This window comes from Micromonospora sp. WMMC273, from assembly GCF_027460285.1.
GTDB classification, from domain to species: Bacteria; Actinomycetota; Actinomycetes; order Mycobacteriales; family Micromonosporaceae; genus Micromonospora; species Micromonospora aurantiaca.
In genome coordinates, this window is record NZ_JAPZBE010000003.1 from 1 (window position 1) to 20,700 (window position 20,700).

At 71.9% G+C, this 20,700-nt stretch carries 27 protein-coding genes; 1 reads left to right on the top strand and 26 read right to left on the bottom strand.

The features are described 5' to 3' along the window. Nucleotides 1-198: 198 nt before the first annotated feature. From O7611_RS31700 to O7611_RS31735, 8 genes are all read right to left on the bottom strand, one after another. Nucleotides 199-675: an alanine-zipper protein gene (locus O7611_RS31700; RefSeq protein ID WP_269698365.1), complete on the bottom strand. Its 477-nt coding sequence runs from the start codon at nt 673-675 to the stop codon at nt 199-201. Next, entirely contained in the window at nt 672-1,088 is a 417-nt protein-coding gene (locus tag O7611_RS31705) for a hypothetical protein (protein WP_269698366.1), read from the bottom strand. Before O7611_RS31705 ends, O7611_RS31700 begins: the two co-directional genes overlap by 4 nt. 190 nt (nt 1,089-1,278) lie before the next feature. Continuing rightward, nucleotides 1,279-1,872, bottom strand: coding sequence for a hypothetical protein (locus O7611_RS31710; protein ID WP_269698367.1), 594 nt, complete (start codon nt 1,870-1,872; stop codon nt 1,279-1,281). 19 nt (nt 1,873-1,891) lie between these two features. Then, the gene (locus O7611_RS31715; RefSeq protein WP_269698368.1) at nt 1,892-2,776 is read right to left on the bottom strand and encodes a hypothetical protein; all 885 of its coding nucleotides are present in this window, start codon (nt 2,774-2,776) and stop codon (nt 1,892-1,894) included. Next, complete coding sequence (locus O7611_RS31720) at nt 2,773-3,120, bottom strand: hypothetical protein (protein WP_269698370.1); 348 nt, start codon at nt 3,118-3,120, stop codon at nt 2,773-2,775. The genes O7611_RS31715 and O7611_RS31720 overlap by 4 nt, the downstream gene beginning before the upstream one ends. After that, a complete protein-coding gene (locus tag O7611_RS31725) occupies nt 3,117-3,983 on the bottom strand; it encodes a hypothetical protein (protein WP_269698372.1) in 867 nt (288 codons plus the stop codon). Before O7611_RS31725 ends, O7611_RS31720 begins: the two co-directional genes overlap by 4 nt. 11 nt (nt 3,984-3,994) lie before the next feature. Next, a complete protein-coding gene (locus tag O7611_RS31730) occupies nt 3,995-4,819 on the bottom strand; it encodes a peptidoglycan-binding domain-containing protein (RefSeq protein ID WP_269698373.1) in 825 nt (274 codons plus the stop codon). Continuing rightward, nucleotides 4,816-5,019: a hypothetical protein gene (locus O7611_RS31735; RefSeq protein ID WP_269698375.1), complete on the bottom strand. Its 204-nt coding sequence runs from the start codon at nt 5,017-5,019 to the stop codon at nt 4,816-4,818. Before O7611_RS31735 ends, O7611_RS31730 begins: the two co-directional genes overlap by 4 nt. Before the next feature lie 574 nt (nt 5,020-5,593). Between O7611_RS31735 and O7611_RS31740 the strand changes: the two genes are divergently transcribed. Continuing rightward, complete coding sequence (locus tag O7611_RS31740; protein WP_269698377.1) at nt 5,594-6,034, top strand: hypothetical protein; 441 nt, start codon at nt 5,594-5,596, stop codon at nt 6,032-6,034. A gap of 61 nt (nt 6,035-6,095) precedes the next feature. Here O7611_RS31740 and O7611_RS31745 read toward each other — a convergent pair whose 3' ends face one another. From O7611_RS31745 to O7611_RS31830, 18 genes are all read right to left on the bottom strand, one after another. Further along, nucleotides 6,096-7,538, bottom strand: a complete 1,443-nt coding sequence (locus O7611_RS31745) for an aldehyde dehydrogenase family protein (protein ID WP_269698379.1) — start codon at nt 7,536-7,538, stop codon at nt 6,096-6,098. Next, the gene (locus O7611_RS31750; RefSeq protein ID WP_269698381.1) at nt 7,538-8,011 is read right to left on the bottom strand and encodes a ParB N-terminal domain-containing protein; all 474 of its coding nucleotides are present in this window, start codon (nt 8,009-8,011) and stop codon (nt 7,538-7,540) included. Before O7611_RS31750 ends, O7611_RS31745 begins: the two co-directional genes overlap by 1 nt. Further along, a complete protein-coding gene (locus O7611_RS31755) occupies nt 7,968-8,525 on the bottom strand; it encodes a hypothetical protein (RefSeq protein WP_269698383.1) in 558 nt (185 codons plus the stop codon). Before O7611_RS31755 ends, O7611_RS31750 begins: the two co-directional genes overlap by 44 nt. 24 nt (nt 8,526-8,549) lie before the next feature. Next, nucleotides 8,550-9,911, bottom strand: coding sequence for a DUF3440 domain-containing protein (locus tag O7611_RS31760; RefSeq protein WP_269698215.1), 1,362 nt, complete (start codon nt 9,909-9,911; stop codon nt 8,550-8,552). Next, complete coding sequence (locus tag O7611_RS31765; RefSeq protein ID WP_269698216.1) at nt 9,911-11,248, bottom strand: phosphoadenosine phosphosulfate reductase domain-containing protein; 1,338 nt, start codon at nt 11,246-11,248, stop codon at nt 9,911-9,913. Before O7611_RS31765 ends, O7611_RS31760 begins: the two co-directional genes overlap by 1 nt. After that, nucleotides 11,248-11,886: a class II glutamine amidotransferase gene (locus O7611_RS31770; RefSeq protein ID WP_269698217.1), complete on the bottom strand. Its 639-nt coding sequence runs from the start codon at nt 11,884-11,886 to the stop codon at nt 11,248-11,250. The genes O7611_RS31765 and O7611_RS31770 overlap by 1 nt, the downstream gene beginning before the upstream one ends. After that, on the bottom strand, nt 11,886-12,677 hold the full coding sequence (locus tag O7611_RS31775; protein WP_269698218.1) for a hypothetical protein: 792 nt from the start codon (nt 12,675-12,677) through the stop codon (nt 11,886-11,888). Before O7611_RS31775 ends, O7611_RS31770 begins: the two co-directional genes overlap by 1 nt. Nucleotides 12,678-12,680: 3 nt before the next feature. Continuing rightward, nucleotides 12,681-13,163: a cupin domain-containing protein gene (locus O7611_RS31780; RefSeq protein ID WP_269698219.1), complete on the bottom strand. Its 483-nt coding sequence runs from the start codon at nt 13,161-13,163 to the stop codon at nt 12,681-12,683. A gap of 721 nt (nt 13,164-13,884) precedes the next feature. Further along, on the bottom strand, nt 13,885-14,415 hold the full coding sequence (locus O7611_RS31785) for a hypothetical protein (RefSeq protein WP_269698234.1): 531 nt from the start codon (nt 14,413-14,415) through the stop codon (nt 13,885-13,887). Then, complete coding sequence (locus O7611_RS31790) at nt 14,412-15,311, bottom strand: ParA family protein (RefSeq protein WP_269698236.1); 900 nt, start codon at nt 15,309-15,311, stop codon at nt 14,412-14,414. The genes O7611_RS31785 and O7611_RS31790 overlap by 4 nt, the downstream gene beginning before the upstream one ends. A gap of 401 nt (nt 15,312-15,712) precedes the next feature. After that, the gene (locus O7611_RS31795; RefSeq protein WP_269698237.1) at nt 15,713-15,997 is read right to left on the bottom strand and encodes a hypothetical protein; all 285 of its coding nucleotides are present in this window, start codon (nt 15,995-15,997) and stop codon (nt 15,713-15,715) included. A gap of 23 nt (nt 15,998-16,020) precedes the next feature. Next, entirely contained in the window at nt 16,021-16,890 is an 870-nt protein-coding gene (locus O7611_RS31800; RefSeq protein WP_269698239.1) for a DNA-processing protein DprA, read from the bottom strand. Nucleotides 16,891-16,955: 65 nt separating this feature from the next. Continuing rightward, on the bottom strand, nt 16,956-18,002 hold the full coding sequence (locus O7611_RS31805; protein ID WP_269698241.1) for a DUF932 domain-containing protein: 1,047 nt from the start codon (nt 18,000-18,002) through the stop codon (nt 16,956-16,958). 207 nt (nt 18,003-18,209) lie between these two features. After that, nucleotides 18,210-18,431 (bottom strand): hypothetical protein, encoded by a 222-nt coding sequence (locus O7611_RS31810; RefSeq protein WP_269698243.1) that lies wholly within the window; start codon nt 18,429-18,431, stop codon nt 18,210-18,212. Next, on the bottom strand, nt 18,428-19,126 hold the full coding sequence (locus O7611_RS31815; RefSeq protein WP_269698245.1) for a hypothetical protein: 699 nt from the start codon (nt 19,124-19,126) through the stop codon (nt 18,428-18,430). Before O7611_RS31815 ends, O7611_RS31810 begins: the two co-directional genes overlap by 4 nt. An 83-nt stretch (nt 19,127-19,209) precedes the next feature. Beyond that, nucleotides 19,210-19,653: a hypothetical protein gene (locus O7611_RS31820; protein WP_269698246.1), complete on the bottom strand. Its 444-nt coding sequence runs from the start codon at nt 19,651-19,653 to the stop codon at nt 19,210-19,212. Nucleotides 19,654-19,659: 6 nt separating this feature from the next. Further along, nucleotides 19,660-19,824, bottom strand: coding sequence for a hypothetical protein (locus O7611_RS31825; RefSeq protein WP_269698247.1), 165 nt, complete (start codon nt 19,822-19,824; stop codon nt 19,660-19,662). Next, the gene (locus tag O7611_RS31830) at nt 19,821-20,210 is read right to left on the bottom strand and encodes a hypothetical protein (protein ID WP_269698389.1); all 390 of its coding nucleotides are present in this window, start codon (nt 20,208-20,210) and stop codon (nt 19,821-19,823) included. The genes O7611_RS31825 and O7611_RS31830 overlap by 4 nt, the downstream gene beginning before the upstream one ends. Nucleotides 20,211-20,700: the final 490 nt, after the last annotated feature.

The following is a 20,700-nucleotide window of genomic DNA, read 5'->3' on the forward strand; positions in this document are numbered from 1 at the left end:
GATCGCTCCGGCCGCGACGCACACCAGGATGGTGATGAGCGCGCGGACCCAGCCGGGCCACCGCGGCTGGTTGACCACCGCCACGATCGGCGGCATCCCGAACCCGACGATCAGCGACCACATGGCCAGATCAGGCAGTTGTTCCATGACGTGCACCCCCGTGGTGTGTGGTTGGTGGCCGGCCCTACGGCGGGCCGGTCAGGGCGAGTCGCGGTGGCCGGTGGGGTCGGAGGCGACCAGCACCCGCAGACCGTCGACGGTGGCGGTCGGGGCGAAGATCGCCGACCGCCAGCGGGCCATCTCGGCGGTCACCCGCCGCAGCGTGGCCCGCAGCTCGGTGACCTCTTCCTGCGCGAGGGCGGCCTCCGCGCGGGCCCGGGAGGCGGCCTGCCTCGCCTGGTCGGCTTCCCGGCGGGCGTTGCGGGTCTGCGCCCGCGCCTCGCTGGTTTCCTTCTGCAGCTCGTCCACCCGCGCCCGCAACGGCTCGACCAGCGTCAGGGCCGTGTTCGTCACGACCTGCGCGGCGTCGGCGCGGAACTTCTTGCGCTGCAGCAGCAGCCCGACCACGGCGCCGATGCCGGTCAGCCCGCCGAGCGCGCCGAGCGCGATCATCAGCTGGCCGAGCGGTCCCTGCGACGGGTCAGCCGGCGCGGCCAGCAGCCCCGGCCACGTCACGGCTCCTCCTGCACCAGCAGCGGCACGTCCGCGATGTAACCCCGGCTGGCCGCCCGCGCGACGCGGGACAGGTCACGGACGATCTGACCGGCGCGCCACCAGGAGGCGCCCGCCGCCGCGATGACGTACGACCCGGCGACGACGGCGCCCCACCCGGACACCACGTAGACCGCGACGGCGTACATGGTGGACGCGGACCCGAGCAGGATCAGCCCGAGCAGCTCGACGGCCAGCCCGGTCGACAGCTGACCGCGCCAGGTGACGCCCATCAGCCCGATCACTCCCGCACCGACCAGGCCGATCTCCCACAGCAGCAGCACCAGGGCGGGCATGGCGGTGGTGACCGACCTCGGCCGTTCACCGGAGATCAGCAGCACCATGCCCGCGATCAGGACGGTGAGCAGCGCGAACACTTCGAACGGATGGGATCCGCTCGTGATCTGGACGGGCCTCAGCCGGTGCGGCATGGCAACCCGCATGGGTATCCGTTCACAGGTCCCCCCGTTCCCCGTGGTGAGCGTGACCTGTGCGAACGCTCGTTCGAAGGATACCGGCGGGTACCGGTCGGGTGATCACGTTCCAGGGTGGACGTTCCTGCCCGGGTCAGTCGTCGTCTTCGTCGTCGTGCAGCGCGGCCCGGCGGGACAGCTCGGTGGTGATCTGTTCCAGCCGTGCCCGCCGTTCCGCCGGGGTGTACTGGGAGAAGTCGTCGACGGTGATCGGGCCGCCGCCCGCGCCGGTCACGGCGACGGTCCGCTCGGGTTCGCCGAGCGCGACGCGTTCCAGGTCGGTGGCCAGCTTGACGAACCGGGTGATGTCGGTCGGGGTCATCTGCGCGGGCTGGAGGTTTTGCAGGCTGGTGATGGCCTTGCCGAGCATTCCGGCGGCGAGCTTGCGGTGGCGGGCCAGCATCTCCCGCCGCAGCACCAGCAGCCGTTCCCGTTCCAGCCGGTCCTGGTCGCGGTCGTGCGCCTCAGCCCGGTCGCTCCACCGGTACTCGTAGGCGTACTGCATCAACGTCCGGTAGGTGATCTTGTCGCCGAGGCCGTGCAGCATTTCCGCGGCTTGTTTCAGGGTGCGGCCCCGGCCCAGCTCCATGAACGTCTGGAAGCGGCTGTACTGGCGGTGTGACTCGCCGGGTTGCCGGTCCCAGGGGTCCAGGTCGGACGAGAGGGTGATCGGCGGTTTGCTGGACATGGCGGGTACCTCCGGCCGGTCAGACGTGTGTGCGGGTACGGGCGGCCGCCCACGCCGCGGCGTCGTCGAGGAGGGTGGGGGCCCAGCGGACGCCGGAGTTGGCGAGGGCGGGGAACATCAGCCGGTCGCCGTCGCATTCGAGGTAGCCGCGGTCGTCGGGGCGTTGGCGGGCGCGCCAGCCGTGGATGGCCGGTTCGTTGTCCACGATGCGTACCCAGGGGTAGAGCTGGCCGACGTTGCGGCGCCAGGAGGTGAGGTGCAGGTCGGGGTTGAGGGGGTGCGGGCGGCGTTGGTTGAGCAGGGAGGTGCCGGCCCACCACCAGTTCGGGCGGGTGGGGATCGGGAAGGCGTAGGTGCGGGCGAAGCGGTGGGTCCGGCCGTAGAACGCGATCCGCTCGGGGACGGCGTGGTGGAGGGCGTCGGGGAGGTGCAGCCGGACGGGGGCGGTCCACGACCAGATCCAGGTGGACCGGCGGTCGGTGTGGCCGTGCGCGATGATCGTGGGTTTGCCGGGGACCGGGCCGGACAGCCGGCGGTCGGCGAACTGGGCGCGGGCGGTGTTGACGATGGCCGGGACGTCGACGGCGTAGGCGGGGGCGTCCGCGACGCGGATCCACCCGAGGTCGAGTCGGGTGCGGTAGGTCCCGGCGTGTGGGGGGTGGGTGTGCGGGTAGGCGAACGCGGCCGGGATGACCGTGCCTGGGGGGAAGATACCCGCGAGGGTGGGCCAGCGGGTGAGGTTGACGGTGGACCGGTCGTCGCCTGCGGGGTAGACCATGCCGGCGCTGGCTTGCCAGGCGTTGACGGGGGTGTCGATGTCGTGCCAGGTGAACGGGATGCCGTCGGCGTGCAGGCGGTACGCCATGGCGGCGCCGAACCAGCCCATGCCCTCGATGTGGATCATGAGGTGATGGTGTGGGAGATACCGGCGGCGATGTAGACCTGCTGGTCGGGTAGCCATTCCGCGACGGTGGCCCGCATCTGGTCGAGGGTGGCCGGGTCGCCGGTGTCGGGCAGGATCAGCAGGACGGTCTGGCCGTGGCGCAGCTCGGTGATCCGGGGGTGGTGCAGCAGTTCCAGGTCGGCGAACACGTCGGTCAGCAGCGCGCGTTGGGCGGGGGCCATCTGCGGCCACGGCGGGCCGGGGTCGAAGTCGTGGCGGGCGGCGAGCCGGCGGTAGAGCCGGACGAACAGTTCGGCCAGTCCCGCGCCGGGGGCGGGCGGGCAGGTCGGGGCGTCGGTGGTCATGAGGTCTCCAGCGGGTCACGGCCTGCGGCGTAGAGCAGCGTGCCGATCTTGAGGGTGTGGTGCGGGTTGTGGCGGGCGTCGCCGATCGCGGCGAGGGTCCGCAGCGCGCGGAGGACGACCTCGCCGGGGGTGAGGTCCGCGCCGAGCCAGTCGCGGGCGGCGGCGATCAGCCGCATGGCTTCGGCGCGGTCGTCGGGCGGGAGGTACAGCAGCAGCTCGGCGAGCACCGGCCGCTGCACCGGGACCGGCGCCGGGGCCGGGGCCGGGGCCGGGGCGCGCGGCGGCGGCGCCGGGGGGCGGGTGGCGGTAGGCGGTGCGGGCGGGTGTGCCGGGCCGGGGCCGGACGGTACGGGCCGGGTCGGCGGGATACGGGCCGGCGGCCGGTTCAGGTCCACCGAGACGGGTTGCGGGGCCGGGTCGGGTTCGTACCCTTCCAGCTCGGACAGCGCGGCGTCGTGGTCGAGTTCGGCGAGCATGTCGTCGAGGTCTTCCGGGGTCCAGCCGGCGGCTTCCCAGTCGATGATCCCGGCGAGCATGTCGGTCAGCTCGGGCAGGTCGTAGTCCGCCTCGTCGGTGAGCCGGTTGTCGATCAGCAGCAGGTTCCGGGCCCGCTCGTCGTCGATGTCCAGCCGGACCACCGCGACTTCGCTGTAGCCGAGGGCGGTCATCACCTGCAAGGTGTTGTTGCCCTTGACCACCCGGCCGGTGGAGGACTGCACCAGCAGCGGGGCGTACTGGCCGTGGCGGCGCAGGCTGGTGGCGATCCGGTCGTGGTCACCGCGGCGTGGGTTGCCCGGGAACTGGCGCACCTCACCGATCGGTACGGCGAGGTGCGCCAGCTCGGGCCGGATGAATCCGGTCACCAGGGGGTGTCCTACCGGATGGGGTTCTTGAAGGCGGCCTTCCAGGTGACCGCGCCGAGCCGCCCGTCGACCTGAAGCTTCTGGTCCTTCTGGAACGCGCGGATCAGGGCGGCGTACTGCGGGCCGTAGATGCCGTCGTTGCCGGAGCGCAGGTAGGTGCGGCCCTTCCCGACCGCCCAGCCCCGGCGGGACAGCTGGGTGCCGAACTGCTGCAGCCAGTACCGGTCGGTGTGCCCGGCGAACGTGCGCTTGTGCAGCCCGGACACGGACTGGCGGGGGCCGGAGGCGGGACCGAAGTACCAGGTGGCCGGGAGCGGGAACGGCAGCACGGGGCCGGGGGCCGGCGTGGCGGGCTTGGCCGGTGTCGGCTTGCTGACACTGCCGGGGGTCCAGGCGAGCAGCTTCAGGTCCGCCGTCTTCGCCAGCACCGACCGGTCCACCCCGAGGTGCGTCCACCGGTCGTGGCCGGAGCCGGTGTACACCTTGGCCTTCCAGCCGTTCCACTTCGCCCAGTAGAGAACCGGCTGGCCCTTCGGCTGGCCGATCACCTCGACCAGGCCGGGCTTACGGCCGGCGCGGGCTTCGGCGATCAGCCAGAGCAGCCAGTCGCGGGAGCCGTCGAAGTCCATACCGACGTCGATCGCGGCGCCGTAGAGCCGGTTACCGCGGCCGTAGCGCAGGGAGTAGTCGCTGTCGCCGAGGCGGCAGGACGGCAGGTGGAACCCGTACTTGTGGTCGGCGTCGGGGCAGATGCCGAACAGGGTGCCGCCGAGGGCCTTCAGACGTTCCCGCTCGCGGGCGAACGCCGGCGAGATGTGGCAGGCGCAGGTGCTCATGCCGCCACCTCACCGTCGGTCGGGGTGGTGTCGTCGCGGTAGTCGCCGGGCAGCGGGTCGGCGGTGTCCGGGTCTTCGGCCGCCGCGGTGGCCTCCTCGAGCGCCGGGTCGTCGTAGTCGACTCCGGCCCAGTCCTCGGGTCCGGCGTTGCCGGGGTCCGGGTCCGGGCCGAGCGGCGGGGCAGCGGGCTGGTCAGACATGGTGGGGTGTCCTCTCCAAGCGGGTAGCGCGGTACGCACTGCGCGACGGAAGGACTCCCGCCTGCCCCATTCGGCCAGGGCGGCGGGCCAGCTCGCCCCGGTCACCGCGCTGGCGTTCTGCCCGCCCCCGTGTTCCGGGATCGTCCCCACCGACGATCCGGCCACCGCAGGGCAGCGCGTGTGCAGGTGCCGGGACGGGTCGCGCCGTCGGGACAGCGGGCCGGTGATTGCCGTGCCCGTGCCCGGTGGTGATCCCCCGTCACATGATCGAGTGTAGGGGCCGGTCAAGACGGTTGAACGGAGGACAACTTTTCGTCCGTTCTACGTTTCACGAAAAGATCGACTTTCCTCGGCGGGGGCGATGGGACCGATCACATAGGATGTTTCACATTGCGTCGGTCACGCCGCGCGGGACATACCGCGGCGTGCCGGCCGGGGTACCGGGCCGTGCTGGGGGGCATGACCGGACCTATCCCGAGTGAGGCCCCGGACGATACGTGAGCGTCCGGGGCCTCTCGGCTGTCCCAGCCCTTACACTCGGCGGCGTCCTGCCCTGGCTGACCTGGAGCGTCCTGTGGCTGCACCGATGTGGAACCTGCTCGTGCTCGGCAACGACCTCGACCGGTGGCCGGTGCTGGCCATCCAACCCCGCGACCAGGAGGTGTACGAGGCGGTGTCGACCCGGCTGCGGCGCTCCGGCGCGGGCCGGATCACCTCCCGGGAGCTGTCCGGCGCGCTGTGGCCGCACGCGGCCGGGATCACGGTGGTGATGCAGGGCGACCGGATCTCGCACCTGCAACTGTCCGGGTCGAAGGTGGTGGCCACCGACGCGCCGCCGACGACCGGCCTGTGGCGGGTGGCCGCCGAGCGGGGGCGGGCGGTGGTGCTGCTGATGCCGCCGGACACCTGGGACGACACCGTCGACGGGCCGGACCCCCTCGCCACGGCGCCGCGTATCGACGCGCTGGCCGGCCAGCGGCGGCTGCTCGGCGGGCTCGCGGCTATCCAGCGGTGAGACGCCCGGGTGGTGGCATCCCGGCCCCGTGACTCCCGGACACCACCACCCGAACGCCGGTCTATCGGGACACCACGGCCTTGACCTCGGTGTACCCGGCGAGCCCTTCCACCCCGAGTTCCCGGCCGATCCCGGAGGCTTTGAACCCGCCGAGGGGGGCGTTGACGTCGAACGCGCCGTTGATCCGGACGGTGCCCGCGCGCAGCCGGCGGGCGAGGGTGTCGGCGTGGGCCAGGTCCTCGGTCCACACCGCGGCTTCCAGCCCGTACGGGGAGTCGTTCGCGATCCGGACCGCGTCGGTGTCGTCGCCGTACCCGATCAGCGTGACCACCGGCCCGAACACCTCCTCCCGCGCGATCACGTGGTCGTTGTCCGCGATGAACACCGTCGGCTTGACCCACCAGCCGGGCTGCCGCTCCTCACCGTCGGCGGGCAGCCCGCCGGTGACCAGCCGCGCGCCGGAGGTGATCCCGTCCTGGATGTAGCCCTCCACCCGCAGCTGCTGACGGCGGGAGATCACCGGCCCGAGGTCGGTGTAGATGTTCATCGGGTCACCGACCCGCAGCCCTTCGGCCATCTCGGCGATCCGGGCGGTGTAGTGGTCGAGCTGGGAGTGCGGCACCAGCACCCGGGTGTGCGCCGAGCAGATCTGCCCGGACAGGGCGAACGTGTCGGTGCGCAGCGCGTCGACGACCCGGGCCGGGTCCGCGTCCGGACACACGATCGCGGGACTCTTCCCGCCGAGCTCCAGCGACACCCGCCTCACCCGCTGGCCGCACAGCTCCCCGATCCGCGCGCCGACCTCCGTCGACCCGGTGAACGCCACCTTGTCGACGGCCGGGTGCGCCACCAGATACTCCGCGGTCTCCGGCAGGGCGGGCACCACGCTGACCACACCCGGCGGCAGGCCCGCGCTGTCGAGGATGTCGGCCAGCAGCAGCGCGTCCAGCGGGGTCTCCTCCGCAGGCTTGACCACCACCGTGCAGCCGGCGAGCAGGGCGGGCACCAGCTTCATCAGGATGGTCTTCTGCGGCATGTTCCACGGCACCACCGCGGCGACGACTCCGACCGGCTCGCGGAAGATCTGCGTGCCGCTGCCGCGGTGCTCCTGCCACGGGAACCGGCCGGCGAGGTCGATGTAGAAACGCAGGATCTCCAGCGGGTGTTCGGTCTGTGCGGTGAACCGGGCCGGGCTGCCCGTCTCGGCGGTGATCAGGTCCGCCATCTCCGCCTGCCGGGCGGCGTAGACGTCCAGCAGCCGGGACAGCACCATCGCCCGGTCGCGGGGGTGGAACCGCGGCCACGGGCCGGAGTCGAACGCTTGCCGGGCGGCGGTGACCGCCCGGTCGATGTCGGTCTCGTCGGCCAGCGGGCACGACCCGACCTCATCGAGGGTGGCCGGGTTGACCACCGTGACCCGGCGGGAGCTGGCGGGCATCACCCACCGGCCGCCGATCGGGAGCTGGTCGACGTGCAGCGGCGGTACCCGGCCGGGGGTGGCCATCAGACGGTCCAGCCGGTGTTGAACCCGGCGGCCGCGCCGCGCTTGGTCATCTGACCGCGGTCGGCGAGCCGGTCGACCTCTTCCGCGTCCATGCCGAGCCGGCGGCCCATCTCCTCGCGGGACAGGCCGGAGGACAGCAGCCGGTCGACCAGGTCGGCCATGCCGAGAACGTGGTGGGTGCCTCTGGCCCGGTTGTGCCGGACGGTGGCCATGATCGCGAGGTCTTCCGGGCATTCCGGCAGCCGGACGATCGGCACGTACCCGTCGGTCAGCGAGCGGACCTCGGGGTCCGCCGACGTCATCCACCGGTGGTAGCCGTCGACGATCTCCAACCGCTGTCCGCCGTCGAACTCCCGCACGACGATCGGTTGGGTCCAGCCGTTCTCCAGGATGGAGGTCTTCAAGAGCCGCTGCTCGGGCGGCGCGGCCTTATTCGGATTCCAGTTGTTCGCGGACAGAAGGTCCCGGGGCACCCATTCCACGTTCGACAGCGGCTGGCAGTCCACGCCGATTGCAGCGACCAATGAGGTTGTAGAGTTCGATTTCGCGCTCACTGTACGGCACCCACCATCCTTGACGGCCGCCCCGTTTGAGCTGGCCATGACTTCCCAATCCCTGACGCGCGATCCGCAGCTCGCAGAACTCCTTGACCAGCGTCCACTGCTCGACCTTCGTGACCGAGTACGGCAGGAGCGCCGTGGCCATCGTGAGGACGTAACCGGTGCGGGTGATCCGCAGGCCGCAGGCTCGCTTGTGATGGGCCTGCTTTTCGGCCCAGTGGTAGGACACCACCTGGCATCCCATGCTTTTGATGAGGTCCACGACCCGGTCGATAGTCGGAAAGTGGGTCATCTGGATTTGCACTTGAGGGAAGACGTTGAAGCCCTCGCTGTTGGCTCCCCGGCGGTGGTTCCGGTTGATTCCGACCGAGCCTTCGCCGTCCCACAGTCCGGCCAGCCACGCCAATTCGGTATTGAGAACTGTCACTAGCTGACATTAACCGAAAACTGATCATGAGCTACCGTCCCGCAGCTCGGCGGGCAGCAGCACGTACAGGTCCTCGGGCACCGTGCCGGGATGCGCGAGGTCGGGCAGCAGACCATCAGCGATCGTGGAGGCGAGTTCGTCGATGTACTTGTGCCACAGGCGGGCCCACTCCGGGCTGCCGTAGGCCGACGACTCGTTCCCGGCCTGCTTACGGCCCTTGAAGTCCCCGCGCATGGCCAGCATCAGCAGCCATTCCCAGCTGATGCCGGTGACCGGGTGGCGGGTCTTGCGGGTGATCGGGGTGGTGGTCTTGCGGTAGTGCAGCAGGATCTCGTCGCGCAGCCGGGACGCGACGAACTTCTGGTCGCCGGGCCGGAACTTCCCGACGTAGTGGGTGATGAACTGCGGCCAGGTCATCCCGGCGGGTTTCTCCGGCCGGCCCCGGTAGCCGTACAGCTCGGTGCGGGCGTACCGGCCGGCGGCGCCGACGCCGGGTACCCGGTCGACCATCTTGGCCCACACCTCGGGGAAGCAGGAGGCGTAGGTGTGCAGCTTTTCTAGCGGCTCCTCGCCGAAGGCCGGGGAGCAGCGCTGCGCGGAGTGGCCGAGGCCGGCCATCTCGAGGCGGTCGTACGCGCGGTTGTAGTCCCAGCCCATGAGGGCGGGGGCGGTCCACACGTCTTCGGTGCGCCAGTCGTAGATGGGGTACGCCTTCCACAGGTTGCCCTTGGCGGTGGCGTCGTCGAACTTGATCAGGTAGTTGTGCTCCCGGCCTCCGGCGCGCACCAGGGCCCGGTAGCGGGTCAGGGACTCCTGCGCGCGGATGCCCATCACCATGGCCACGTTCCCGAGCGACGGCGGGGCGATCAGCCCGTTGGCGTCGGGGGCGGTCAGGCGGGCCTCCGGCGGCCAGATCGGGAAGCCGGGCAGGGTGGTGACCGCCTCCGGCGGCATCGGCCGGCACCACAGGGCTTCGGCTTCCGGCGCCCACGGCCACCACCACGGCGAGGTGCGGGAGCAGGCGTTGCGGTGTTTGAACGGCACGCAGTACCAGGTGAGGTCCACGTCGTCGCGTTGGGACACCCGCCGGACGTACTCCTCCGTCTCGTACGGGATGGCCTCTTCGTCGTAGAAGTAGGTGCGCAGCGGCAGGTGCCGGGCGTGGCGGGGATGGGAGTGCGCGACCTGCAACGCCACGTTCAGCACGGCGGTGGAGTCTTTCCCGCCGGAGAAGGCGATCATCACCGTGTCGTGCAGGTCGAAGATCACCTCCATGCGCTCGCAGGCCAGGTCGTACACCGACCGGTCCACGTCGATGCGGTCGCGGGACTGGCGCTTCTTGTTCTTGATGTCGCCGGGGTCGACCCGGGCCGGGCTGGCGGGCATCACACCTCCTGGCGGGCGTAGTCGGGCAGCAGCGCCCACGGGTCGGCGGGCGGGTCGCCGGGGTGGCCCAGCTCGTGGAACCGGCCGGCGGCGAGGATCTGGGTGAGTTCCTCGGCGTAGCGGCGCCAGATCCCGACGGTCGGCAGGCCGGTGCCCGGCTCGTTGTCGAGCAGCTTGTACGCCTGGCGGCGTTCCTTGAGGTCACCGCGCATGGCCAGCGGCAGCAGGAACTTGTAGGACACGCCGGTCAGCGGGTGGGGGGTGTTTTCCAGGATGGGGTGGGTGGTCTTGCGGTAGTGGCGGCGGATCTCGGTACGCAGCCGGTTGGTGACCTGCCGGCGGGTGAGGTCGCCGTGCTTGCTGGCGTAGAGGGCCAGGAACTCCGACCAGGGCAGCCCGGCGGGTTTCTCCGGGCGGGTGCCGAAGCCGTACAGCTCGGTGCGGGCGTAGCGCAGGGCCGCGCCGACGCCGGGCAGCCGTTCGGCCATCATCGCCCACACGTCGGGGAAGCACTTGGCGTAGGTGTCGAGCCGTTGGATCGGCTCTTCACCGAACGCCGGCGAGCAGCGTTGCGAGAACGCGCTGACGCCGGCCATCTCCATCAGGTCGTACGCCCGGTTGTAGTCCCAGCCGTGCAGGGCCGGGGCGGTCCACACGTCGGAGGTCATCCAGTCGTAGATGGGGTACGCCTTGTACACGTTGCCCTGGGAGGTGCCTTCATCGAACTTGATGATGAAGTTGTCGACCTTGTGGAGCTTGACGGCCCGGCGGCGGTTCGGGGACTCCTGCGCCCGGATGCCCATCAGCATCGCGACGTTGCCGAGGTGGGCGGGCACGAGCAGGCCGTTGAGGTTCGGGATCGACAGGCGGTCCATCGGCGGCCAGGTCGGGAACCCGGCCAGCTCGGTGATCGCCTCCGGCGGCAGCGGGCGGCACCACTTGTCGCGGGCTTCCGGCGCCCACGGCCACCAGTACGGCTCGGTGCGGGAGCAGGCGTTACGGTGCCGGACCGGCAGGCAGTACCACTCCAACGCGACGTCGTCGCGCTGCGAGATCCGCCGGACGTACTGCTCCGTCTCGTACGGGATCGCCTCTTCGTCGAAGAACACCGTGCGCAGCGGCAGGTGCCGGGCGAACCGCGGGTGTGAGTGCGCCACCTCCAACGCGACCTGCAACACCGCGGTGGAGTCTTTCCCGCCGGAGAACGACACCACGACGTGGTCGAACTGGTCGAAGACGTAGGCGGTGCGTTCGAGGGCCAGGGTGTAGACGTCCTGGTCGAGCGGGACCGGTTTGAGCATGTGCCCGCCGTTGCTGGACCGGCGTTTGCTGGCCATCAGGAGCCTTCCAGAGCGGTGAACACGGTCAGCTCGGGTAGCGGGACCGCCGTACGGCAGCAGGGCTGTGAGGTCCAGTACACGGCCCCGGACCCGGCGGTGCAGGTGTAGAGGGGGTGGCGGTGGCGGTGGCCGTAGAGCCGGCCGTCGCTGTCGAGCACGGCGATTACCCAGGCGTGCTGCTGCGCCCGGTCGACCAGCGCCTTGATCGCCACGGGCGGGGTCAGGCCGGCGGCGCGCAGGTCGGCGTAGGCGAGGGCGAGGGCGTGGGAGTCGGTGACCGCGCCGGGCCGGTCGGACAGCCGGTCGGCGTTGTAGACGTTGCCGTTGTGCACCACGGCGTGGACCCGGCCGTCTGCGGCGTTCACCAGCCACGGTTGCAGGGCGTCCGGGTCGTCGTACCGGCCGACGGTGGCCATGCGGGCGTGGCCGAGCAGGGCGGTGGCGGTGGCCGGGATGCGGTGCAGGGCGGTGTGGGTGAGCGGGCCGAGGGCGGTGTGGAGGTGGTGCCGCCCGTCCGGGTTGCGGGCTATCCACCCGTGGCCGTGCGGACCGCGGCGTGCGGCGCCGGACGCGGCGGCGGCGAGGTGCCCGGTCTCCGGCGGCACCGACCCGGCGTAGGCGAAGATCCCGCACATCAGCCGTTCCCCGTTCGCGTCAGCCAGTCGGCGGCCTGCGGCAGCACCGTGGCGGCGTGCCGGACCACGTCCGGGTCGATCTGCCAGCACTCGGACCAGCCGTGGTCCGGGCTGGTCGTCCACTGGCGGGCCGGCCACGCGCCGGTACCGATCTGCCAGCCGCGCGGCCAGCCGTAGCAGGGCGGTAGCGGCACCTCCCGCCGCACGAGAAGCGCGAACATCTGTTCGTGGGTCCAGTCGGCGATCGGGGACCAGCGGGTGATCCCGGCGCGGTTGGTGTACCGGTCGGCGCCCTTGGGGCCGATGTAGTTGCCGTCCTTGCGGCGGCGGCCGAGCGCGAGGAGGTCGAGCTGACGGCGGACGTAGAAGTCCCGCTGGGCCTTGTGCTGCACCAGCCCGAACCACTTCGACCCGTCCGCGCCCTGCGGGAACAGCATGTGCGGGTGGGCGGCGAGCCAGTGCAGGTCCAGCGGGGCGGCGATCACGTCGCAGGCCGGCGGCATGTGGTCGGTGAGCCACCGCAGCATGGCGGGCCATTCCAGCCCGGCGGTGATCCCGAGGACGCAGTCCGAGACTCCGGCGGCGTCCATGACGTACCGCAGCGCCTGGGAGTCTTTCCCGCCGGACCAGCCGTAGCCGATCACCCGGCCTGCGGCCTGCTCGGCGCGGATGCCCTCGACGGCCCGGCCGATGAGGTCGTCCAGCTCGGTGTCGGTGACCAGCTCGGCGGCGCGGTGCATCGCGTCGGTCCACACCTGGTTGTCGGCGAGGGCCTGCTTACGGCCGAGCACCGCTCACGCCTCCGGCGGGGGCACCGGGTCGGTGGCCAGCAGCGGGGTGTCGACCAGCCGGCCGGTCCAGTCCACGAACGTCATCCGCTCGGGGGAGTCGACCGGCTTGTGCGGCGACCCGATCGCGACGATGACGTGATCGGTGATCGCGCCGACGGCGTGCGGCACCTCCCCGTCGACCATGTACAGGTCGCCCGGGAAGATCCGGTACGTCTTCCCGGCGATGGACATGGTGCCCTCACCGGACAGGCAGTACAGCAGGTGGTCGCCGGGGTGGGTGTGCACCGGGAACTGCTTCCCGGCGGCGACGTGCAGCATGTCCGCGCCGAGGTGGCCGTTGGTGTGCAGCGGCAGGCCTCGGGCGGGCGCGCCGTGCACGTCGACTCCGGCGTCGGGCAGCGTCGGCCGGGTCTCCCACAGGTTGATGATCTTCAGGCCCTCGACGGGCGTGACGCCGGTTTCGATCCGGCCGGACGGAGGCTTCATGCGTCTGCTCCTGCCGGGGCCTGCGCCGGGTTGCGGGGTGTCCTGCCGCGAGGGCTGGTGCGGGGTGGGTGGCGTCGGCGGTGAGGTGCGGCGCCGGGCGGCTCGGCGGGCGGTCGCGTGTGGAGGCGGCCGGGCGGGTCGCCGACCGGGCGGCCGGGTGGTCGGGTGCTGAGGCGGGCGGGTGGCCCGGGTCGAGGGCTGGCGGGTGGTCAGGGGCCGGGGTGGTTGTCCGATCCGGTGTCCGGGCGTGCGGGCTGGTGAGCAGGCCGGTGGGCGGCTGGTTGTCCGGGTGGTTGTCCGGGCGCGCGGGCTGGTGAGCGGGTTCGTGGGCGTCTGGTTGTCCGGACCGGTGTCCGGGCGGGTGTCTGGTCTGCTGTCCGGGTGGCTGTCGAGGTGACCGGGTGGTCCGGCGGGTACGCGGTGGCGAGGGTCGGCACGAGGCGGTCTGCCCCGGCGTGCGGGTGGCCGGGCGGCACGGTGGTCCGGCGGGTGTGCGGGTAGCTTGCCGGTGACGCGGGCGGGCCGGTGGTCACGGGGCCACGTGGCTAGCCCCGTACGGGGCCCCGTGATCTGCTAGCTAGCTTGCTAGCCAGTCTGCTAGCAGCGTGGCTAGCTGTGCTGCTAGCTGTGCAGGTGGGTGGGCATGAAGGAGGGCCGGCCGGGGCGTGCGTTCCCCTGGGTGGGGAGGCGTCGCCCCGGGCCGGCCCCGGGTGGTGCGTGGTCAGTCGCGCAGATCGGTGCGCGGGTAGCCGTACTCAGCTTCGAATGCGGCGTCGAGGAGCTGCGGGGACAGCGGTACGCGGCCGAGCAGGGCGTCGCGGATGACCTCCTGCTGCTGGTAGCCGGTCATGTCCGCTTGGAGCTTGACGGCGGCCTGGATCCACTTGGTGAGGCGGGTGCCGTCGCGGGACCAGTCGGTCATGGGGTCGCGGCGCTTCTTGCGCAGCTCCAGCAGGTCCGTCACGGACACGGCGCTGGCGACGGTCTGTGCCGGGGCCGGGTTGCTGAGGACGCGGTCGAGGGAGGTCGCGCCGGTCGGCTCGGCGGTGCGTACCGGGGCCGGTTCGGGAGCCGGTGCCGGGGCAGGTGCCGGGGCGGGTGCCGGGGCGGGTGCCGGGGCGGGTGCCGGGGCGGGGGCGGGCTCGGCGCGTGCCGGGGCCGGGGTGGCGGGCTGCTCGTCCGGGTCGCGGCGTCCACGCCGGCGGGGCACGTTGTGCGGCTGCACCGGCTGGTCGAAGCCGTTGGCCGTCATGCGTCCGCTCCGACGTCGATCGCCGCGGCGAGCTGCTTCATCATGTCGACCACGCCCTCACGGCGCAGGCGGGGGTCGTAGAGCATCGGCACGGCGAGGTCGGTCACCTCGGCGATGCGGGTGAGCCGGGGGATGTGCGGTGTGAGGACCGGCGGGGCGTTGTCGCCGAGGGAGGCGGGGATGGACTTGACCCGGCCCTGGTGCAGCTTGGTGTTGGACACGACGAGGTTGACGATGACGCCGAGGATGTCGACGTCGATGTCGAGCTGGTCGGCCCATTCCTCGACTTCGGCGAGGACGCGCTGCGCGCCGGTGATGGCGTCCTTGTGGGGTTCGGCCACGATGTAGACGCCGTCGCCGTTCTCGGCTTCCAGGCTCTGCACGACGTTCTGTTCCAGGTGGCCGAGGGCGGGCCGGCAGTCGAACAGGGTGTAGTCGTAGTCGTCGGTGACGCCGTAGAGCACGCGGTTGAGGCGCTGGTGCGAGCCGGGTACCGCGGCTTCGCTGTTGCGGTCTTCCAGGGACAGGCTCGCCGGGAGCACGTCGATCAGCTGGGCTTCGGGGCTGTCCCAGCCGCAGCGGACGATCGCGGCGCGGGCGCCGCCCTTCTCCCGGCGGGCGAGGACGTCGCCGATGCTGCCGTTCGGGCCGACCTCGGCGGCGACGCGGCCGGTGAGGTTGGCCTGGGGGTCCATGTCGACGACGAGGACGCGGCGGCCTCGAGCGGCCAGCCCGGAGGCGGCCATGGCGGTGATCAGGGTCTTGCCGACGCCGCCCTTGTTGTTGATGAAGGCCAGGCGGCGGCCGAGGGGTTCCGGGGTGTCGTGGTGCGGGGCCACGACGTCGACGGCCGCGACCCGCGGTGCGGGCACGGCCGGTGAGGTGCCGGTGGACATGGTGAGGACAGCTCCTTCCGGGTGGTCGACCCGGCGCACGGTGGGCGGGGTCGGCCGGTCGGTGACGCGGACGTTGGTGGGTGTCGGTGCGAGCTGGCGACAGTTCGCGTCGACTCCGTGATGGTGCCGGTCGCGCCTGGTGGCGGTCGCGGCGGGGGTCAGGGTAGCCCGGTTCGGGCCGGGAACGGCGGTGCCAGGCCGGTTGAGGGCTACGCAGACGGGTCGGGGTGGGCCGGTCATAGGTGCGGTGGGCCTTTCTCGGTGGGTGGTTCCCAGGCCGGTCCAGGCGGTCGTGGGAACGTCGGGGATGGTACCGACTCCACAGAAGATGATCAACTAGCTGGGGGTGATATGGGGTCACCCCGGGCCGGTGGGTGGCCCGGGGTGACCTGCGGTGGGGGTCAGGTGCGGGGGGTGGCCTGCGGGGGGAAGCAGGCGAGGCAGGGCATGGCCTGAAGCCCGGCGGCTTCGGTGCGGGTGACGAGGATGCCGCCCGGGGGGTTCCAGCCGCAGCGGGTGGTCACCGCGCGCTGGCCCTCGATGGGGATGCCGGCGACCCGGCGGTGGGCGGGGGTGCGGTGGGTGCGGGAGGAGATCCACACGTCGCGGGCGGCGGTGTCGTTGGCGGCCGGGCGTGGGGTCGGGAACCGTACGTGGCCGCGGGTGCTGTGAGCGAAGGTGCGCATCGTGGTTGTCCTTTCGGGGTGGGTTATCGGGGGGTGAGGGCGTCGTGGGCCTCGGTGGCGGTGCCGACGAGGCGGGCGTGCCGGTCGCGGATGAGGGCGTGGCAGCCTGCGGAGTGGGTGGAGGTGACCGGGCCGGGGACGGCGGCCACCGGCCGGGTCATCCGGCGGGCGTGCTCGGCGAGGGTCATCGCGCCGCCTCGGGTGGTGGTCTCCACGATCAGCACGCCGGAGGTGAGCGCGGCGGCGAGCTGCAGCCGGCGGTGGTGGCGGTCGCGGGTGAGGGTGGCGCCGGGGGGTTCGGCGGTGACCACGAGGCCTTCGGCGGCGGCGTAGGCGTACAGGTCGGTGTGGGCGGTGGGGTGCGGGTTGTCCAGCCCGCTGCCGGACACGATCAGCGGCGGCATGCTGTGCCGGGTGACGGCAGCGCCGCGCAGGGCGGCGGCGTCGATGCCGAACGCCGCGCCGGAGGCGACGGTCCAGCCGTACCGGTCGGTGAGGTCGTGGGCGAGCTGCTGGGCGAGGTGGGTGCCGTAGGCGGTGGCGGCGCGGGAGCCGGTGACGTACACCGACTGCGCGGTGGCCTCGGGCAGCATTCTCGGGCCCTGCACCCACAGGCAGAGCGGGATCGCGTTGGCGGGCAGGTCGTGAAGCTGGGCGGGCCACTGCGGGTCTCCGGGCAGGACAGCCCGCGCGCCGAGGCCTTCGGCGGTGGCCAGCGCCCGGCGGGCGCGCAGGAGCACGGACGCCGGGTCGTGGTGCAGGTTGAGCAGGGCGGCCGGGCCGTGCCGTTGGACGGTCGCGAGGTTCGTGTGGTCGGTCAGCAGGGACAGGGCGACGTAGCCGAGCCGGACCATGTCGTCGGTGATGGGGTCCGGCAGGGTCGTGGGGTTCACGGTGCCTCCGTGGGCAGATGGGAACCGGCCGGGTGGCGGTGGCCACCCGGCCGGGTGCGGGCGGATCAGGCGGACTTGACGACCTCGCGGGCCAGCTTCACGGCCTCGACCTTCAGCGGCTCGTAGCCGTTGAGCATGGTGCGGGAGAAGTAGCTCTCCTCGGTCTTGTACGGCCGGATGTGGTCGGCGAACTCCCCGGCGGCCTGGACGAGGCCGTACACGGAGTCGCGGATGCCGTTGCAGGTCCGGCCGTCGATCAGCTTGTTCATCTCGCCGATCGTCATTTCCAGGGCCTTGGCGACGCGGGGCTGGGCCAGGCGCTCCTCCAGCGTGGTGCGGGAGGTGGGGCGGCGGCCGATGGTGTTCTCGATGACCCGGGAGATCGCGAACTGCTCGATGAAGGTCTTGCGCTGGATCTTGTTGACCTTCACCTGCAACATGGCGCGGGCCTCTTCGATCGTGTGTTCGATCTGGGCGTGGGACTTGGCGAGGGCGACCTTGGCCTCCTCGACGCGGTCCTTCCACCCGGAGGTGTGCTTGAAGCTGTACGCCGAGCCGTCGCGGTCGGCCTGCATATCGGCGGCGTGCCAGGTGTTCGCGCAGACGATGCGCACGTTGGTGGCGATGACGCGCAGGGCGGCGGAGCCGTCGTGGCTGTTGAGCAGGGCCATGTAGGGCTGCATCGGGGACGGATCACCGGGGATCTCCCGGATGCCGCCGAGGCGGGCCAGGGCCCACACCCGCTTGCCCTCGTTGAGCGCTCCGGCGGTCTCGTACTGGATCTCGCCGTCGGACTTCTCCATGATCGCTTCGAGGATCTGGCCCATCTCGCTGTGCGGGATGAGGTGGTAGGTGCCCTTGGCGATGTCGAGGCGGGCGCCGGTGTCGGAGCGCTTGATCTGCTTGAACCCCTCGATCACCTCGACCTTGGCGAAGCCGCGCTCGTCGGGCTCGCCGGCGATGTCGTAGGCGGGGAACTCGACCGGCTCCCAGTCCAGGCCGGCGAGGCGGCGGGCCTCGTCCCAGCTTCCGGGGTACTCGTCGAGGATCTTGCCGAGGCCGTGCCACGGCACCTCGCGGACGGAGAAGCCGGTTTCGAAGTAGGCGGGCATGTGGGGTGTCCCTTCTCGGTTGGCGGGCCGTTCCAGGTGACCCGCCGTGACACCCATAGGTTAACCCCCTACCCGTGAAGTAGTCAACCTATAGGGGGGTTTATTTTGCGGGTGTCCCGCTGCGACGCTCGCGGCTGTCCTGCCGCGAGACGGCGGCGGGGGCGTGGCCACCGGCCACGCCCCCGCACCTCCCGCACCCCCCGGGTGCTACCTCTCGATGTAGCGGTAGTCCCACCAGCCGAGCTGGTGGCCGATCTGCATGGCCTGCATCCGCTTGGTATCCTCCGGCGCGTCGGTGTCGAGCACCGCCAGCTCCCGGACCTGGTTCAGCGCCTGGGCGAACCCGCGCACGAACGGCAGCACCTCCTGCGGCTCCAGCCGCAGCACGGCGTTGTTGACCTCCAGGACGTACCGATGCCGGGCGCTCACGGCTGTCCTCCCGCGACGGCGGCCGGACGGCCGAGCAGCTGCACGTGGATCGTCCAGCCGTGGGTGAACACCACGCCGGTGAGCATCCCGCCGACGAGCTGGTCGTGGGTGACCGTCTTGTGGTCGGTGGCCAGCCGCGCGCACCACGCCTGCCACACCTCGGCGGTGGGCAGGTGCACGTAGATGGTGTGCAGCTGGCCGGTGATCGTCAGCGACAGCGGCTGTCCGGCGTCCTGGCACACCTGGCCGATCCACTGCGTCATCAGCCCGCACGGCGCCGGGTCCGACGCCGGACGCTCCGGCGGGGCCTGCACGACCGTCAGCCGCGGCCCGTCCGGGTCGGGCACGACGTTGCCCGCCGGGCCTGCCGCCGGCCGGCCGTCGAGGTCCAGCAGCGCCAGCGCCGGGCCCGGGTCGGCCGGGGCCGCCACGGCGGGCATGACCACCGTCGGCGCGCCGCTCGCGGCAGGAGAGCCGCCAACCCGGGCCGGTGGGATCAGCGGCAGCACCCGGGCGGGCGCGCCCGGGGCGGCGAGCGCCACGGCGGCCGGGCGGCCGTCGACCGGGGCGGGGGTCGGTAACGCCACCACCGGAGCCACCGTCGCGGGTGTCGTCCCGCGACCGGTTGTCGGCACCGAGGCCAGCCGCCGGACCGGAGCGGGCTGGTCGTCCTGCGCAGTCGCAGTCGTGCTCATCGCAATGTCCCCCTGCACTTCATCAAACCGGCTCGATGATCAGACATCACATGTCCATGATCAAGGCATCCGACGATCGGTCATCACGGACGCCACGTTGAGTCGAAAGAGGATACCGGTGGTATTCCCTTTCTCGCACGGCAACCGTCGCACCACGACGGCGACGCCACCGTGCCGTAGGCGCGGGGGTGCTGGTCCCCGCAGCCGGTGCACGGGCCCCACCGCACCCGCCGCGCCGGGCGGGCCGGGAAGGTGCCCGGCGCGGTCCGGCGGGCCAGCACCCGGTACTGCTCCGGGCTCGGGCACGTCGACCAGTGCGCGGTGAACCGCGGCAGGTGCGTGCCCCGGGCCTTCTCCTGCTCGGTCAGCTCCCGCACGCCCCAGCCCCGGCGGCCCAGCCGGACGGTGACGAGGTTCCCGGCCGGGTCACGGCCGAGGTCCACCGGCACCGCCGGGCCGGCCGGGGTGGGCAGGAGCACCACCATCGACCCGCAGGAGCAGGTGCGACGGGGATACCCGCTGCCCACCGCCGGCTACCGGGCCAGCAGCGCGTACACGGCGATCGTGTCCGACGACGCCGGCGGCGCCGTGAACGCCTTGCACCGCCCGCAGTAGCCCTCCTGCTTGTCGACCGGATGCCACGACCGGGCCGCGCACCTCGGGCACACGAACGGCTTGCGGCTGTCCTGCCCGCTCACGTCTTCGCCCCGGCCAGCCGCCGCCGCGCCGCCGCCTCCTGCGCCGCCTGGTGCGCCGCGAGCTTCGCCTTCGAGTCCCCGGCACGCTGCTCCGGCACCACGTTCACCGGCACCCCACCGCCCGGCGGTGTCTCGGCGACCGGGTCGGCGGCGGCCCGCGCCACCGCCGCCGCCTCGTCGACGAGTTGCTTCTCGGCCTGATCCCAGTGCGGGCAGGCGTCTTCCAGCAACCGGCGCGGGGTGAACGTCTTCGCCGTACCCGCCGCGATCAGGAACGCCCGCTCGACCAGCGGCCACGGCCGCTCCCGGATGAACGGGTCCGCCAGGACCTCGGCGAGCACCGACGCCGACCACCGCGGCCGCTTCGTCGTGCACGCCTTGTGCAACGCCTGCTCCTCGGCGCTCAGCCCGTGGGGGTTCTGATCCTCCGAAGAGGACTGCTGCTGCTCCTGCTCTGCGGTAGGAGCGACCGCCCACTCCGGCGGCTCGTCGGAGGAAACAGCAGGAGAAGGAGGAGGTTCATTTCTTGGAGGTTCAAAACCCCTTCTAGGTTCCCGCCCTGTTTTCGGGGCAACATGTTCCCCCCCACAGGGGGGTACATGTTCCCCCGTTTCGGGGGCAACTTGTTCCCCTGTTTTCGGGGTAACTGACTGTTCCCCCGTATTCGGGGTAACTGCGTTGGCCTGCGCTTTCTTCGCCCGGCGGGCGTCGCGGGCGTCCTTTTCGGCCTTGCGCTTCAACTCCAGCAGCGGCTTGTGCGCCTGATACCACTGCTTCAGCGAGGTGATCCCGGTGTACCCGGGCGGCGGCAGCGAATGCACGGTGTAGACGTTGTGCCGCGGCATACCGGCCCACGTCTTCTCGACCGCCCCGACC

Bases quoted from the DNA above. Each gene is read 5' to 3' on its own strand.
- O7611_RS31710 (WP_269698367.1), bottom strand. From the start codon at position 1,872: ATGTCCAGCAAACCGCCGATCACCCTCTCGTCCGACCTGGACCCCTGG.
- O7611_RS31715 (WP_269698368.1), bottom strand. From the start codon at position 2,776: ATGATCCACATCGAGGGCATGGGCTGGTTCGGCGCCGCCATGGCGTAC.
- O7611_RS31720 (WP_269698370.1), bottom strand. From the start codon at position 3,120: ATGACCACCGACGCCCCGACCTGCCCGCCCGCCCCCGGCGCGGGACTG.
- O7611_RS31730 (WP_269698373.1), bottom strand. From the start codon at position 4,819: ATGAGCACCTGCGCCTGCCACATCTCGCCGGCGTTCGCCCGCGAGCGG.
- O7611_RS31735 (WP_269698375.1), bottom strand. From the start codon at position 5,019: ATGTCTGACCAGCCCGCTGCCCCGCCGCTCGGCCCGGACCCGGACCCC.
- O7611_RS31745 (WP_269698379.1), bottom strand. From the start codon at position 7,538: ATGGCCACCCCCGGCCGGGTACCGCCGCTGCACGTCGACCAGCTCCCG.
- O7611_RS31760 (WP_269698215.1), bottom strand. From the start codon at position 9,911: ATGCCCGCCAGCCCGGCCCGGGTCGACCCCGGCGACATCAAGAACAAG.
- O7611_RS31765 (WP_269698216.1), bottom strand. From the start codon at position 11,248: ATGGCCAGCAAACGCCGGTCCAGCAACGGCGGGCACATGCTCAAACCG.
- O7611_RS31770 (WP_269698217.1), bottom strand. From the start codon at position 11,886: ATGTGCGGGATCTTCGCCTACGCCGGGTCGGTGCCGCCGGAGACCGGG.
- O7611_RS31780 (WP_269698219.1), bottom strand. From the start codon at position 13,163: ATGAAGCCTCCGTCCGGCCGGATCGAAACCGGCGTCACGCCCGTCGAG.
- O7611_RS31785 (WP_269698234.1), bottom strand. From the start codon at position 14,415: ATGACGGCCAACGGCTTCGACCAGCCGGTGCAGCCGCACAACGTGCCC.
- O7611_RS31790 (WP_269698236.1), bottom strand. From the start codon at position 15,311: ATGTCCACCGGCACCTCACCGGCCGTGCCCGCACCGCGGGTCGCGGCC.
- O7611_RS31795 (WP_269698237.1), bottom strand. From the start codon at position 15,997: ATGCGCACCTTCGCTCACAGCACCCGCGGCCACGTACGGTTCCCGACC.
- O7611_RS31805 (WP_269698241.1), bottom strand. From the start codon at position 18,002: ATGCCCGCCTACTTCGAAACCGGCTTCTCCGTCCGCGAGGTGCCGTGG.
- O7611_RS31815 (WP_269698245.1), bottom strand. From the start codon at position 19,126: ATGAGCACGACTGCGACTGCGCAGGACGACCAGCCCGCTCCGGTCCGG.